Below are 13,261 nucleotides of genomic sequence, written 5' to 3' on the forward strand. Positions count from 1 at the left end.
GAATATGCCGAAGAAGTTACACACGCCGAAACGGTTCGGGCTCCTCCTCGTAGGGTCGCTCGTCCTGCTCGTCGTCTGTATGCTCGCTTCGCTTGCTTTCGGCTCACGGACAGTCGGATGGGATGAACTGCTTGACGGTTTATTCCGTCCGGCTGTTCAGTCGTATGAAGCGGACATCGTCCGGCAGCGGGTCGTTCGGACGGTTTTCAGTTTCATGTGTGGGGCGGCACTCGGTGTCTCGGGCGCATTGATGCAGTCGGTGACGCGCAACCCGATCGCCGACCCGAGCATTCTCGGAGTCAACACGGGAGCGGCGCTGTTCGTCGTCGTCGGGATTGCCTTCTTCAACATCTCGACCGCGAGCGACTATATCTGGTTCGCGCTCGCAGGGGCGCTCTTGACGGCGGCGTTCGTGTTCGGAATCGGGTCGCTCGGGCGGGGCGGTTCGACGCCACTCAAACTTGTCTTGGCCGGCGCGGCGACGAGTGCGGCCTTGTCGTCACTCGTCATGGCCATCATGATTCCGCGCTCGAACGTCATGGACCAGTTCCGGTTCTGGCAAGTCGGTAGCGTCGGGGCCGGGACGATGGATTCGATTATGACGTTCCTGCCGTTCTTTATCGGCGGTATCGTCATCGCCATCTTGGCGGCACCGTCCCTCAATATCTTGGCGCTCGGGGAAGAGCTCGCCACAGGTCTTGGTGTCCGCATCGGCACGTTGAAATTGATTGCCTCGTTCGCCGGTGTGATCTTGTGCGGGGCGGCGACGGCACTGGCTGGACCAATCGGCTTTATCGGTCTCTTGGCGCCGCACCTCGTCCGTTTGGTCATCGGAGCGGATGAACGGTATATCATCCCAATGTCGGCACTCACCGGCGCAATTTTATTGACGTTCGCTGACGTGGCAGGACGGTTGCTCGGTAGTCCCGGGGAACTCGAAGTCGGGATCGTCACGGCGTTCGTCGGGGCCCCGATTTTGATCGCGTTGACGATGAAAGTGAAGGTGCGTGGCGTATGACGAACCAATCGATTCAACCCATCATCCATAACAGTCGCAAGCGTCGGCAACGGACCGTCTTCGTGACGCTCGTCTTGTTCGCGCTGGCCCTTACGTTGAGCGCGACGATGCTCATGCTCGGCAACACGATTTATCCAGTCGCGGACGTCATCCGTGTCTTGTTCGGGGAACAAGTACCGGGCGCCTCGTTCGCCGTCGGCACAATCCGTCTGCCGCGCATGCTCGCCGGCATCTTCGCCGGACTCGCGTTCGGAATCGCCGGGACGGTGTTCCAGACAATGCTCCGTAACCCGCTCGCCAACCCGAACGTCATCGGCATCACGACCGGGTCAAGTGCGGCGGCCGTGTTCGGCATCGTCGTCTTACAGGCGAGCGATACGTTCGTCTCGATCATCTCAATCATCGGCGGGCTGTTGACCGTACTCGCCATCTACTTCTTGTCGAAAGGCGCCGCCTTCTCAATCGGCCGGCTCGTCTTAGTCGGCATCGGGATTCAAGCGATGCTGACGGCGGTCATCAACTATCTGCTGCTCATCAGCCGCCAAAACGATGTCGGGACGGCGATGCGCTGGTTGAGCGGTAGCTTGAACGGGGTGAAGATGGAGACGCTCCCGCCGCTCATGATCGCGGTCGCGCTCTGTCTGCCGGTCATCCTCCGGCTCAGTCGACAGCTCCAGATTTTAGAGCTCGGGGAGATGACGGCGACGTCGCTCGGTGTCAAGACGAACCAGACGCGCGTCCTGCTCATTGTCGCCTCGGTGCTCATGCTGGCGCTCGCGACGGCGACGACCGGACCGATCGCCTTCGTCGCGTTCCTGGCAGGACCGATTGCGAAGCGGCTCGTCGGGGACGGGCGTTCGACGATCATTCCGGCGGCACTCGTCGGGGTCATCTTGGTACTCGCGGCCGATCTCATCGGTCAGTTCGCCTTCACGGCCCGCTACCCGGTCGGTGTCATCACCGGCATGGTCGGAGCGCCGTATTTGATTTATCTCTTAATCCGGATGAACCGGAGAGGGGAGCTATAACGAGAAATGAGCCACATCCCGCGTCGGATATGGCTCATTTTTTGGTTTAATAGGCGGTCCAACCGCCGTCGATGGCGACGACTTGACCGTTGATGAAACTCGATTCGTCCGAGCCGAGGAAGAGGGCGAGCTGAGCAATCTCTTCCGGTTGTCCGATGCGTGGGTTGATGGCCATCCCGAGCTGTTGGCGACCGAACCCGGCCTGGCTCATGTTTGTCATCGTCGAGCCGATGTTCGTCGCGACCGCGCCCGGTGCGATTCCGTTACAACGGATGTTTTGGTCGGCATACATGAACGCCGTGTTCTTCGTCAATCCGACGACGGCGTGTTTTGACGCCGTATAGGCCGCGCCGGCCCGAGCGCCGTACAAGCCGCCGGCCGAGATATTGTTGACGATGACGCCGTGACCTTGCTTCGTGAACAAGTCGACGGCAATCCGCATCGATTTCATGACCGACACCGTGTTGACGGCAAAGATTTTCTCCCAACGTTCGTTCGAGATTTCACCGACCGGTTCCATCCCGTCCATGATGCCGGCGTTGTTGACGAGGATGTCGACTTGACCGAACGTCTTCACCGTCTCGTCGAACAACTGTTGCAACGCCTCTTCAGACGTGACGTCCGTCTGGATGGCGATGGCCTCGCCTGAGATATTCTCGGCGACGTGCTTCGCCCCGTCAAGATTCATGTCCGAGACGACGACTTTCGCCCCTTCCTGCGCGTACAACTCTGCGATCGCTTTTCCCATTCCTGATGCTGCTCCTGTGACAATCGCCACTTTCCCCGATAACCGCATGACTGTCTCCTCCTTTAATTGAACATGTGTTCAATAACTATTATAATGAATGTTGGAAAGCGCTTACAATCATCAAAAAAGAGACGTTCTGTTGAATAATCAACACTTCCAGCCATAACTGTTGAGAGGAATGTGCAAACTATGAAGCCGGACTTGCGTGTCGTCAAAACAAAGCGAGCGCTCCATGAGGCGCTCGTCGAATTATTGAAGAATCATTCGCTCGAACAAGTGACGATTTCAGCACTTTGTCGTGTGGCAAATGTCAATCGGGGCACGTTTTATTTGCATTATGCCCGGGTCGAGGACGTGTTCGAGGAGTACTTCCAAGAGATTACGGCCGACCTCGCCAAGTCGTATGAGGAGCCATATCGACATGTGAAGTTGCTCAACCCGCGTGAACTCGAGCCGTCGACGATCCGTATCTTTCATCACGTCCAGACGTACGTCGATTTCTATCGCATCGTCTTCTCGAAAAACGTACCGCTCGCGTACTATTACATGTTGTTCGACGAAGTGCGGAAGTTGCTCCTTCGCGATACGGCGGCGCACAAGCAAGATGAGATTGACCATGAGTTGTTCTGTTCGTATCAAGCGAACGCCATCGTCGGGATGATCATCCATTGGGCCGAACACGACTTTGCGGCCACCCCGGACGAGATGAACGAGCAGTTGGCGCACATATTGCGCCTCGATTCCGGCCGCCGTGTTTAGGTGGCCGTTTCCCGTTCATCGAACAGCTCTAAAAATGTTGAGGCGACGTTCGACAGGCGACTCCCGCTCTTCCAAATCAAATGGACGGAAGACGTGAGGGGGGGATGGAGCGGGACGAACACCAACTCGGTCCCTTGCGTGTTGATGATCCCGTCGAGGCAGAGCGCGTGGCCGACGCCTTCCCGGACGAGGAGCGAGGCGTTATAGAGCAGGTTATACGTCGCGACGACGTCGGCTTCAGTCAAATCGACGCCGAGCCGGGCCGACAAATGTCGGTCGACGAGCGATTGCTCCGACAAGATGAGCGGCAAGTCGAGGAGATCCTCGGTCTCGATGGCACTCTTTTGTCCGACTAGGCTGTCACGACGCGTCAAGATGCCCCAACGGTCGACATGAGGGAGCTCGCGCGAGGCGTACGTGGCCAGGTTGATTGGCTCGATGACGACCCCGAAATCGAGGATGCCTCGGTCCAGCTTGTCGATCACGTCGTCTCCGTTGCCGCTATACAGGCGTAATTTGACGTCGGGATGAAGCTGTTTCATCTGTCGGAATGTCTCAATGACCGAGGTGAGCGTCTCCGTCTCGCCACCGCCGATATACAGTTCTCCGCTGACGGGTGTCGCCGTGTTCAAGTTGATCGAGATCTTATCGGCCAGACGGATCATCTCTTTGGCGTGTTCGGCCAAATAGTAGCCTCGTTCCGTCAGCGTGACGCCGCCTTGGCTCCGCTCGAACAACGGTCCACCGAGACTGTCCTCGAGCTGATGGATTTGCCGGGACAGCGCCGGTTGCGACAGCCGTAAATGTTCGGCCGCGCGCGTGATGTTCTTTTCGCTCGCGACGGCGAGGAAGTAGCGTAGTTGTTGTAGCTCCATGTCATTCCTCCATGCGTTTTCGTTATGGTTCTTAATCAAATAGTAGCATTAGACATGACGCTTGTCCGTTCCTATACTGGAGTCATTCAAAGGAGGAATGGATTATGACCATCAACAAAGTTGTCATCATCATGGGGGCGTCGAGCGGGATCGGCGAAGCGACGGCCCATCTATTGGCCGAACGGGGCGCGAAACTCGTGCTCGCCGCCCGTCGTCTCGACCGGTTGGAAGCCATCCAAGCGAAGCATCCCGAGGCTGACATCGTCATCCAGCAAGCCGATGTCACGGACTACGCAGCTGTCGAGGCGGTGGTGAAGACGGCACTCGACACGTTCGGGCATGTCGATGTCTTGTTCAACAACGCTGGCATCATGCCGACCGCGCCACTTGTCGACGGGCGCCGTGACGAGTGGCAGGCCATGCTCGATGTGAACGTGACCGGGGTGTTGAACGGGATTGCCGCCGTGCTTCCAATCATGGAACGTCAACAGTCGGGTCATATCATCGCGACGGATTCGGTGGCCGGCCACGTTGTCTATCCGGAGTCGGCCGTCTACTGCGGGACGAAGTTCGCGGTCCGCGCCATCATGGAAGGCTTGCGCCAAGAACAGCGGGAGAACAACGTCAAATCGACGATCATCTCACCGGGAGCCGTCCAGACCGAACTGTACAACACGATCAGTGACAAACAAGCCGCCCAGGCGCTCCATGAGGCGCAAACCGAGTGGGGATTGACGAGCGAGGACGTGGCTGAAGCGGTCGTCTACGCCATCGACACACCGGACCGGGTCTCTGTCAGCAACCTCATCATCCGTCCGACGAAACAACAGGTGTGATGATGGGTAGCGGATTGAGAGAACGCGTGTCCGGTCGAACGATCGCTGCGGGCGAAGCCGTCTTTGAAGAGATTCATCACATTCAACGAGCCATCGAGCCGACGCTCATGCGCCTGAATTATCAGTACTTGCCGAAAGACGAGTTCCAGCGGACGCTCTCGGAGTTGCTCGGGCAAGACGTCGCGGACTCGGTCACGGTGCTACCGCCGTTCTATACCGATTTCGGGAAACACATCACGCTCGGGACAGACATCTTCATCAACCGTGGCGTCATGTTCACCGATCTCGGCGGCATCGACATCGAGGACCACGTCTTGATCGGCCCGTTCGCCAAGTTGCTGACGGTCAATCATCCGACCGACCCGACCGAACGGCGCGGCTTGATCACGAAGCCGATTCGTGTGAAACGTAACGCCTGGATTGGGGCCGGGGCGACGATTTTGCCGGGTGTCACCATCGGCGAGAACGCCATCGTCGCAGCTGACGCGACGGTGACAAAAGACGTCCCGGACAACGTGACGGTCGCCGGGACACCGGCCCGTATCGTTCAGACGTCATGAACGTCATCCGCCTCGGATTGGTCGCTTCCATGGTGTTTCTCGCTGGGTGTGGGGACGACACGGTGAGGAAGCCGGAGAATCAGGAAGGAGTGACGTCACAAGTGGAAGAACTAAACGTCTCAATACGTTTCGAAACCAACCTGACAGCCGAAGCGCTCCAAGCCCGTCTGCCACTCACGTTGTCGATGCAGGACTTGCATCAGAACGAGAAGTATTTCTATTTCGACGAACCGTTCCCGACGAACCCGGAACGTGTCGGTTCGATTCGGGCCGGGGATGTCATGCTGTATGGAGATGACTGTCTCGTCTTGTTTTATAAAGACGTCGAGACAAGCTATGCATATACGCGCATCGGTCGGGTCGAGGATTTTGCGACGCTTGAACCGCTGCTTGGGAGCGGGACGGTCGAGCTGACGTTTCAAAAATGATAAAAGATTGTGACCGCTTTCAAAATTTCATTGACTTCTCTATCGCATGAGGTGTATGCTAAAAATCCTGCCCAAAAAAGAGAGGCCGGGAACTGGCATCAGTTCATTTCGAGTCAGAGAGGACAATGATCCCATGAACCAACAACAATTAGTCGAGCGTGCCCGCCAAGTGAAAGAGAACGCCTACTCGCCGTATTCGAACTTCCGCGTCGGAGCAGCGCTTCTCATGAAGGACGGTACGGTCATCGACGGTGTCAACGTCGAGAACGTCTCGTTCGGTGCGACGAACTGTGCCGAGCGTACGGCCATCTTCACAGCGGTCGCGCAAGGTTATAAAAAAGGTGACTTCGAAGCCGTCGCGGTGTCAGGCGACACGGTCGACTTCTTGCCGCCATGCAGTATCTGCCGCCAAGTGCTCGTCGAGTTCGGCGACCCGGACTTCAAAGTGTTGCTCACGAACGGCAACGCCGACGTGAAAGAAGTGACGCTTGAAGAGCTCGTCCCGCTCGCGTTCACAGAACTCGAGATGTGATACAAAATGCTGAGCCCGCGGGCTCAGCATTTTTGTTTACCGATGTGGTTTCCATTTATTGAAGAAGTTGTGCGGATTTTTAAGGCCTTGTAGCGTTCTGAACGCATAGCCACGTTTTTTCGCTTTCGCGTTGCGGATGATGTAGTCGAGCGCGGTCGGAGTGATGGAGTGGTCGTGGGTCAAGATGATTGAGGCGATTCTCGCTTTGTAGTTCGCATCGAGCCGAGCAAACACTTGGTTTTGGACGCGGCGGTTGTCCGTCTTATACCGATAGTCGAGACTGTCGATATTCCAGTCCCACATTTGAAATCCTGCTTTCGTCATCGCACGCCGATGCGCCAGCGTCATGTACGGGTCGCTGCCGTAGGGTGTGCGGACGATGTTTGATTTGACACCTGTCACTTGGAAGACGCGCCTTTGGACGTCCTGCATCTCGCGCACGGCCGTCGTCGGTGTCCGGTAAAATTTATGCCGGTCGTGCGTCATCCCGTGAAGCGCGATGAGGTGACCTTCTGCGACGATTCGTCTGAGCATTTTCTCATTGCCTTTGATGTTGTTGCCAAGAATGAAAAACGTGGCTTTGACCTTATGTTTCTTCAGCACATCGAGCAATGCGCCGGTTTGACGGTGCGGCCCGTCGTCGAACGTCAAATAGATGAGGCTGCGGTCGTTGTACGCTCTCGGTGTCGCTGCCTCGGTGTGCGATAAGGGGCTGATCAGCAGAATGGCCAATACGAACAAAATCAAACGTTTTCTCATCAACATACACACCTTCCTGATGTAGAGCGGTGGTGTTAGACGGTGCCGGCATGATTGACGTTAGTCTTTACCCGATTCAAGTTCACGACACTACACGTGTGGACGACAAATACTGGGTTTCTCCCGAAACGTTGAGGTATATCAGGAGATGATCCCAATCGAAATGAATAACGTGCAGGGCGTTAGCTTTTTAGTCATCACGTCTAGTCATTCAACATGCTCCCGCATCGCTGGATGTGGGAGCATTTTTTGTCGTCAGCGATCACTTCCAAAAATTAAACAAGAGTCTGGGAACGGCGAGCGCGAGTTCGAATAAAAAGTCAGCGGCTAAGTCCGTGCGATCCAACGAGTTGGATTGTTTCGGTCTGACGATTTGACCACGAACCGGATTCTTTCTTCCTTTTAGACGAATCCGAAGTGAGGTGGCGGATGCCAGGTCGGGACTGTCCATCACTTGGAAGTGAAGGTGCGGTTCAGACGAATTACCCGAGTTGCCACAACGACCAATCAATTGGCGTGTCTTGACATGGTCCCCGACGTTGACGGCGATTGAGCCATCCTCGAGGTGAGCGAGGAGACTATACTCCCCGCCGGCGTGCTCCAAGATGACGTGATTGCCGAAAGGGCGACTCGAATCTGGAACGTCCGGTACATCATCGACAACCACCACAACCGTCCCATCCAACGGTGTGATGACGCGTTCCCCGAACGCATAAAACGAGTGGTTCCCGGACTTTGTCTTGTTGTATGACCAGTTGTTGTTCACTTTAATGAAATCGTAGGCGTATCGTTGCGCGCGTTCCGGATAATGCCGATTTTCACCAGGATGTGTACCGCCTGATACGACGAGCCAGTCATCCGTGAACGGAAGGTGGTATGTATGTTTCGTGAAGCGACGGTCGCCCCTCGAATCGGGTTGATGTGGCGTCATGAGTAGTTCCTCGATGAGGTCGTCCTGATTGAACGTGACACTAAGCACGCGTTCCTTCCGGTCATCTATCCAGACGAGACGACGGCTTCCGTTCAATTTCATGTCATTTACCACCCGATAGCGGCGAACGCCTTCATTGAATGAGATGGCGAGCCGGTAGAACGCGTCGAGCGAGGTCTGTTGTTTGAATGAGTCGGTCGTCTGGCTATAGATTGAATCGAATTGACCATCGCGAAATGATTTTGGAAACGTTCGGACGTCGAGTTGCATGTGGGTTCCACCTTTGCTGGTTGTTCCTATTGTATACGGCGTCAAGAATATAAAGTTTCGAGCAAACAAAAAGCTGAGCCCACGTGGACTCAGCATTTGTCATTCATTCATTCGGTTCCCACGGATTGAAAAAGTTGTACGGGGGATGTACCCCTTCTAACGTCCGGAACTCATAATTGCGTTCTTTCGCATAGCGGATAATCGTATCGAGCGCTTTCGGTGTCATCGAGTGATCGTGCGCCAGGATGATGGAAGCAATATTCATCTCGTAATTCGCCTCGAGCCGATTGAACACACGCTGCTCGATCGGGTCGTTGTCTTTCTTATAAATATGATCGAGACTGCCTACGTTCCAGTCCCAAATCTCAAAACCGGCCTCGTCCATCGCTTGCCAGTGCGCAGGCGTCATGCCTGCGTCACTACCGTAAATCGTACGAGCCATATTCGTATGAATGCCTGTCACTTCATAAATGAGACGTTGCACGTCTTTCATTTGACGCACGGCCGTTATTGGTGACGCATAAAACTCCTCGCGCACGTGGGTCATCCCGTGCAAGGCGATGAGATGGCCTTCGGCGACGATGCGTCGGATGAGGTGCTCATTTCCCTTGATATTTTTCCCAAGGATGAAAAATGTCGCTTTGACCCGATGTTTCTTCAAGACGTCAAGCAGCGCTCCCGTCTTCCGATTCGGCCCGTCATCGAGCGTCAAATAGATGAGGCTGCGGTCGTTATAAGCTTTCGGTTTCGGAATCGCTGCCTGTGACAGGGAGTTGATCAACAAAAAAATCGACATGAGCAAAATGACACGTTTCATCATCCAAACAAAACTCCCTCTAGGCAAAAAACGGGTGACGTGGTATCGGTATGAAGCTTAGAATACCATAACAAGAAGGCAAAAATGAAGCTAAAAACGGCCCTGACGTGAAAGGTCAGGGCCGTCGTTTCGTTAGCGTGAAATCGTCTCGCCGTCTTCAGGAACGATGAGGCGATCGGCGAAGCCGTGTGATGCCGCATAGGCACGTAAGTCAGGACGCGATAGTTTCCAATGGTTGACCGCTTCCATATGGACCGCGATAATCGTCGCCGACGGGGCAGCCTCGTGAACATGGCGGACGTCCTCTTCGTTCATGACGAGCGACCCGCCTTCGACGAATTGGTTGTCCCCGGCGTTGACGACGATGACTGCTGGTTGATGCGCTTGAATCGTCTTGGCGACTTCGTCATACCAGACCGTGTCCCCGGCGACATAGAGCGTCTGTTCCGTAGGGTGGGTGAAGACGACACCGCACACGAGACCGGCCATTTCTAAAATCGGACCGCGACCGTGCTCCCCAGCTGTCTTCGTGAGGTTGATTCCTTCGAATGCTGTCGTGTCGCTCAACACGGTCACGTTCGTGAAGCCGTCGCCTTCGATGACAGTCAAATCATCCTCGTTTTGAACGAACAGCGGGATCGCTTTCGGCAGAACTTGTTTCGCGACCTCGTCGTAGTGGTCGAGATGCAGATGGGTCAAGATGACGGCATCGATGCCTGTCAGAATGTCGTCAATCGCGATTGGCAGGTCGGCCAATGGATTAGCGTCTTGCCGTTCCGAGTTCGGGAACGGGGGATAGGCGCCCTTCTCCCCGAGGAACGGGTCGATGAGGAACGTCTTTCCGGCGTATTCAACGCGGAGTGTGGCATTACGGATCAGTTGCACGTGCATAGAAAAATCTCTCCTTTTAGCTATAATGTATGTACAGTTTAACAAGCAGCCGTCGTTTCATACATAACACGAATCAAGTGTTTGGACGGATTGGCTTGAATCGTGAAAGGAGTCACCCATGCTCGATCCAACTGACCGCCTCATCATCGAGGCGCTACAGGCGAACAGCCGGATAACGATGAAAGAACTCGGGGCACACGTGCACTTGACCGGGCAGGCGACGGCGACGCGCGTCAAGAAGCTCGAAGACCTCGGCATCATCGAAGGGTATACGATTCGCGTGAACGAGGACAAGCTCGGGTTACCGGTCCACGCGATGATCACTATCTTTACGTCGAGCACGTTTCACGACCCGTATCTCCTATTCCTCGAGGAGCACCGGCCGTACGTCCGCAATAACTACAAGGTGAGCGGGGACGGCTGCTACGTCTTAGAGTGCCGATTCCCGTCGAACCAAGAGTTGAACGCCTTTTTGGACGGGCTCAGCAAGTACGTCAATTATAAGTTGTCGATCGTCATTAACTGACGAAGGACCTGTGAATCGCTGTGATTCACAGGTCCTTTTTAATGTCTTCGTCCGGCGCGGATGATGAAGCGGTATTCTTCACTCTTGAAATACGTTTCTGTGAACTCAAACCGACTGCCATCCATAAGAAACGAATAGAGTTCGACTTTGAGTACGGGCGTTCGTTCACTCACTCCGAGCATCTCGGCAATCTCTTTTGTCGGGAGCACCGGGATGAACTCTTGGACGCTGTCCGCAATCTTGAACTGTTTGACGTCTTCGATATAGGCGTACTTCGATTGCGACATCACTTCGTACGTCAAGTCGGGGAACAGCTTTAGCGGCAAGTATGTGTCCTCGACGATGAGCGGTTCGCCGTCTGCGAATCGTTGGCGCCTCACGTAGAAGACGAGCTCGCCATCTTCGAGTTCGAGTGCCTCTCGCACTTTCTCACTCGGTGGCTGCAACGTGAAGGTGAGTACTTTGTTCGTCACTTCTTTCCCTTCTCGTTTCATGTCTTCCGTGAAGCTTTTTAATTCGTACATGTTGTGTTCAATCTTTTCGGACTGGACGTATGTGCCGCTACCCTGTCGTTTCCATAAGAGACCTTCCTCTTGGAGCAATTTGACCGCCTGCCGGACAGTCACTCGACTGACGCTGAACTCTTCGACGAGTTGAGCCTCGGTCGGGATCGCCTCACCGGGCGCCCACGTGCCGGACTCGATAAACGTGCGCATTTTGTGGGCGACTTGTTGGTAGAGCGGTGATTTTGCTTTCATGACTGACCCTCCGATTTCGACCTGAATTCATACTTCTAGTATACACAAAGTAAAACGTTTTCAAAAATATTGTTGACGTTTAAAATAATATGTATTAAATTTGTATTGTAATCAATAAGATATGTATTCGAAAGGGGAACGCACACATGAAACAAGGACAACGCCTCGTCGTCGTCGGTGGCGGCAGCACGTACACAATCGGTATGATTATGAGCTTGATTGAAGAGAAAGCTCACTTCCCACTACGTTCAATCACGTTTTACGATACGGATGGTGAGCGCCAGGAGCGTGTCGCCAAAGCGACTGAAATCATCTTTCGTGAGCATTACCCAGAGCTCGAGCTGTTCGAGTATACGACGGACAAAGAATACGCCTTCCGCGACAAGGACTTCTTCTTCGTTCAAATTCGAACGGGCGGCCTGGAAATGCGCGAGAAAGATGAACAGATTCCGCTCCGTCACGGCGTGGTTGGACAAGAGACGTGTGGACCGGGCGGGATGTCGTACGGGATGCGGTCGATCGGGGACATGATTGATCTCGTCGCAGACATCCGCCAAGGCTCACCGGGCGGCTGGATCTTAAATTATACGAACCCGGCCGCAATCGTCGCCGAGGCGTTGAAGCGTGCCTACCCGAATGACAAAAAGATTTTGAATATCTGTGATATGCCGGCCGCAATCATGGTGAGCTACGCGAAGATTCTCGGCAAAGAGATTTGGGATCTCGTGCCGGAATACTTCGGCCTCAACCACTTCGGTTGGTTCACAGGCATCTATGACAAAGAAGGCAATGAGTTGACGGAAGACATCAAGCGCGCCATCTTAGAGGACGGGTTCATCCCAGAAGACTCAGAGATCGCAAACGACCCATCTTGGATCAAGACGTTCAAGCAAGTCGAGAAGATGCTCACCGATTTCCCGGAATATTTGCCAAACACGTATCTTCAGTATTATTTGTATCCGTCCGACATGGCGGAGAAGGAAGACGTGGAGAACACGCGGGCCCGTCAAGTCATCAACGGCCGCCAGCAACGGGTCTTCTCGATGTGTGATCAAATCATCGCTGACGACTCACTTGAGAACGTGCATCTTGAAGTCGATATCCACGGTTGCTACATGATTCGTGTCGCAGCGTCACTCGCCTACAACAATGGCGACATCTTCATCGTCATGGTGAAGAACGACGGCATCATCGCTAACTTGCCGGATGATGCGATGGTCGAAGTGCCGGCGATGCTCACGAACCGTGGACCGAAGCCGTTCGCTGTCGGACACATTCCTCGCTTCTACAAAGGGATGATCGAAGGACAGCTCGCCTACGAACAGCTCGTTGTCGACGCCTATTTCGAGAACAGCTATGAAAAGGCACTCCAGGCACTCACGCTCAACCGGACCGTCGTCGATGCGCCGGTCGCCCGTCAAATCCTTGACGATTTGATTAACGAGAACGAAAACTATTGGCCGGCCCTCAAACAACGGGAGACGGTCGCACGCTAAAGACGAAGGGGAGTTATTCCCCTTTGTTC

The 13,261-nt window shown here is 54.6% G+C and carries 16 protein-coding genes; 9 read left to right on the top strand and 7 right to left on the bottom strand.

From position 1 onward, the window contains the following. Nucleotides 1-4: 4 nt before the first annotated feature. Together M467_RS21495 and M467_RS21500 are read left to right on the top strand one after the other, a co-directional pair. Nucleotides 5-1,018: a FecCD family ABC transporter permease gene (locus M467_RS21495; RefSeq protein WP_034797063.1), complete on the top strand. Its 1,014-nt coding sequence runs from the start codon at nt 5-7 to the stop codon at nt 1,016-1,018. Then, complete coding sequence (locus M467_RS21500) at nt 1,015-2,046, top strand: FecCD family ABC transporter permease (RefSeq protein WP_021066229.1); 1,032 nt, start codon at nt 1,015-1,017, stop codon at nt 2,044-2,046. Before M467_RS21495 ends, M467_RS21500 begins: the two co-directional genes overlap by 4 nt. A gap of 46 nt (nt 2,047-2,092) precedes the next feature. Here M467_RS21500 and M467_RS21505 read toward each other — a convergent pair whose 3' ends face one another. After that, nucleotides 2,093-2,842, bottom strand: coding sequence for an SDR family oxidoreductase (locus M467_RS21505; protein ID WP_021066230.1), 750 nt, complete (start codon nt 2,840-2,842; stop codon nt 2,093-2,095). 141 nt (nt 2,843-2,983) lie between these two features. Between M467_RS21505 and M467_RS21510 the strand changes: the two genes are divergently transcribed. Beyond that, nucleotides 2,984-3,553: a TetR/AcrR family transcriptional regulator gene (locus tag M467_RS21510; RefSeq protein WP_021066231.1), complete on the top strand. Its 570-nt coding sequence runs from the start codon at nt 2,984-2,986 to the stop codon at nt 3,551-3,553. Here the strand turns inward: M467_RS21510 and M467_RS21515 are convergent. Next, the gene (locus tag M467_RS21515; protein WP_021066232.1) at nt 3,550-4,428 is read right to left on the bottom strand and encodes a LysR family transcriptional regulator; all 879 of its coding nucleotides are present in this window, start codon (nt 4,426-4,428) and stop codon (nt 3,550-3,552) included. The genes M467_RS21510 and M467_RS21515 overlap by 4 nt on opposite strands. A gap of 104 nt (nt 4,429-4,532) precedes the next feature. Between M467_RS21515 and M467_RS21520 the strand changes: the two genes are divergently transcribed. The 4 genes from M467_RS21520 (at nt 4,533) to M467_RS21535 (ending at nt 6,784) form a co-directional block, all read left to right on the top strand. Continuing rightward, nucleotides 4,533-5,264, top strand: a complete 732-nt coding sequence (locus M467_RS21520) for an SDR family oxidoreductase (RefSeq protein ID WP_021066233.1) — start codon at nt 4,533-4,535, stop codon at nt 5,262-5,264. Next, on the top strand, nt 5,264-5,824 hold the full coding sequence (locus M467_RS21525; RefSeq protein ID WP_198922689.1) for a sugar O-acetyltransferase: 561 nt from the start codon (nt 5,264-5,266) through the stop codon (nt 5,822-5,824). Before M467_RS21520 ends, M467_RS21525 begins: the two co-directional genes overlap by 1 nt. Continuing rightward, complete coding sequence (locus tag M467_RS21530; protein WP_031200030.1) at nt 5,821-6,252, top strand: cyclophilin-like fold protein; 432 nt, start codon at nt 5,821-5,823, stop codon at nt 6,250-6,252. The genes M467_RS21525 and M467_RS21530 overlap by 4 nt, the downstream gene beginning before the upstream one ends. A gap of 133 nt (nt 6,253-6,385) precedes the next feature. Then, nucleotides 6,386-6,784: a cytidine deaminase gene (locus tag M467_RS21535; protein ID WP_021066236.1), complete on the top strand. Its 399-nt coding sequence runs from the start codon at nt 6,386-6,388 to the stop codon at nt 6,782-6,784. Nucleotides 6,785-6,820: 36 nt separating this feature from the next. On the opposite strand, the gene M467_RS21540 is transcribed toward M467_RS21535, so the two are convergent. From M467_RS21540 to M467_RS21555, 4 genes are all read right to left on the bottom strand, one after another. Next, nucleotides 6,821-7,543, bottom strand: coding sequence for a polysaccharide deacetylase family protein (locus M467_RS21540; RefSeq protein WP_031200032.1), 723 nt, complete (start codon nt 7,541-7,543; stop codon nt 6,821-6,823). A 262-nt stretch (nt 7,544-7,805) separates the two neighbouring features. Beyond that, complete coding sequence (locus M467_RS21545) at nt 7,806-8,744, bottom strand: M23 family metallopeptidase (protein ID WP_021066238.1); 939 nt, start codon at nt 8,742-8,744, stop codon at nt 7,806-7,808. A gap of 103 nt (nt 8,745-8,847) precedes the next feature. Beyond that, complete coding sequence (locus M467_RS21550; RefSeq protein WP_021066239.1) at nt 8,848-9,564, bottom strand: polysaccharide deacetylase family protein; 717 nt, start codon at nt 9,562-9,564, stop codon at nt 8,848-8,850. A 129-nt stretch (nt 9,565-9,693) separates the two neighbouring features. After that, entirely contained in the window at nt 9,694-10,452 is a 759-nt protein-coding gene (locus tag M467_RS21555) for an MBL fold metallo-hydrolase (RefSeq protein WP_021066240.1), read from the bottom strand. Nucleotides 10,453-10,570: 118 nt separating this feature from the next. On the opposite strand from M467_RS21555, the gene M467_RS21560 reads away from it, so the two are divergent. Then, a complete protein-coding gene (locus tag M467_RS21560; RefSeq protein ID WP_021066241.1) occupies nt 10,571-10,978 on the top strand; it encodes an Lrp/AsnC family transcriptional regulator in 408 nt (135 codons plus the stop codon). A 38-nt stretch (nt 10,979-11,016) separates the two neighbouring features. On the opposite strand, the gene M467_RS21565 is transcribed toward M467_RS21560, so the two are convergent. After that, nucleotides 11,017-11,736, bottom strand: coding sequence for a GntR family transcriptional regulator (locus tag M467_RS21565; RefSeq protein WP_021066242.1), 720 nt, complete (start codon nt 11,734-11,736; stop codon nt 11,017-11,019). 146 nt (nt 11,737-11,882) lie between these two features. Here M467_RS21565 and M467_RS21570 point away from each other — a divergent pair, with 146 nt between their 5' ends. Further along, on the top strand, nt 11,883-13,232 hold the full coding sequence (locus M467_RS21570; RefSeq protein ID WP_021066243.1) for a 6-phospho-alpha-glucosidase: 1,350 nt from the start codon (nt 11,883-11,885) through the stop codon (nt 13,230-13,232). Nucleotides 13,233-13,261: the final 29 nt, after the last annotated feature.

Origin of the sequence: Exiguobacterium chiriqhucha RW-2 (assembly GCF_000416965.1) — a bacterium.
GTDB classification, from domain to species: Bacteria; Bacillota; Bacilli; order Exiguobacteriales; family Exiguobacteriaceae; genus Exiguobacterium; species Exiguobacterium chiriqhucha.

What these genes read in the sequence shown, in the direction of transcription:
- M467_RS21565 (WP_021066242.1), bottom strand. Translation starts at nt 11,736, where the DNA reads ATGAAAGCAAAATCACCGCTCTACCAACAAGTCGCCCACAAAATGCGC.
- M467_RS21555 (WP_021066240.1), bottom strand. Translation starts at nt 10,452, where the DNA reads ATGCACGTGCAACTGATCCGTAATGCCACACTCCGCGTTGAATACGCC.
- M467_RS21500 (WP_021066229.1), top strand. Translation starts at nt 1,015, where the DNA reads ATGACGAACCAATCGATTCAACCCATCATCCATAACAGTCGCAAGCGT.
- M467_RS21545 (WP_021066238.1), bottom strand. Translation starts at nt 8,744, where the DNA reads ATGCAACTCGACGTCCGAACGTTTCCAAAATCATTTCGCGATGGTCAA.
- M467_RS21505 (WP_021066230.1), bottom strand. Translation starts at nt 2,842, where the DNA reads ATGCGGTTATCGGGGAAAGTGGCGATTGTCACAGGAGCAGCATCAGGA.
- M467_RS21520 (WP_021066233.1), top strand. Translation starts at nt 4,533, where the DNA reads ATGACCATCAACAAAGTTGTCATCATCATGGGGGCGTCGAGCGGGATC.
- M467_RS21495 (WP_034797063.1), top strand. Translation starts at nt 5, where the DNA reads ATGCCGAAGAAGTTACACACGCCGAAACGGTTCGGGCTCCTCCTCGTA.
- M467_RS21525 (WP_198922689.1), top strand. Translation starts at nt 5,264, where the DNA reads ATGATGGGTAGCGGATTGAGAGAACGCGTGTCCGGTCGAACGATCGCT.
- M467_RS21510 (WP_021066231.1), top strand. Translation starts at nt 2,984, where the DNA reads ATGAAGCCGGACTTGCGTGTCGTCAAAACAAAGCGAGCGCTCCATGAG.
- M467_RS21550 (WP_021066239.1), bottom strand. Translation starts at nt 9,564, where the DNA reads ATGATGAAACGTGTCATTTTGCTCATGTCGATTTTTTTGTTGATCAAC.
- M467_RS21530 (WP_031200030.1), top strand. Translation starts at nt 5,821, where the DNA reads ATGAACGTCATCCGCCTCGGATTGGTCGCTTCCATGGTGTTTCTCGCT.
- M467_RS21540 (WP_031200032.1), bottom strand. Translation starts at nt 7,543, where the DNA reads ATGAGAAAACGTTTGATTTTGTTCGTATTGGCCATTCTGCTGATCAGC.
- M467_RS21570 (WP_021066243.1), top strand. Translation starts at nt 11,883, where the DNA reads ATGAAACAAGGACAACGCCTCGTCGTCGTCGGTGGCGGCAGCACGTAC.
- M467_RS21515 (WP_021066232.1), bottom strand. Translation starts at nt 4,428, where the DNA reads ATGGAGCTACAACAACTACGCTACTTCCTCGCCGTCGCGAGCGAAAAG.
- M467_RS21535 (WP_021066236.1), top strand. Translation starts at nt 6,386, where the DNA reads ATGAACCAACAACAATTAGTCGAGCGTGCCCGCCAAGTGAAAGAGAAC.
- M467_RS21560 (WP_021066241.1), top strand. Translation starts at nt 10,571, where the DNA reads ATGCTCGATCCAACTGACCGCCTCATCATCGAGGCGCTACAGGCGAAC.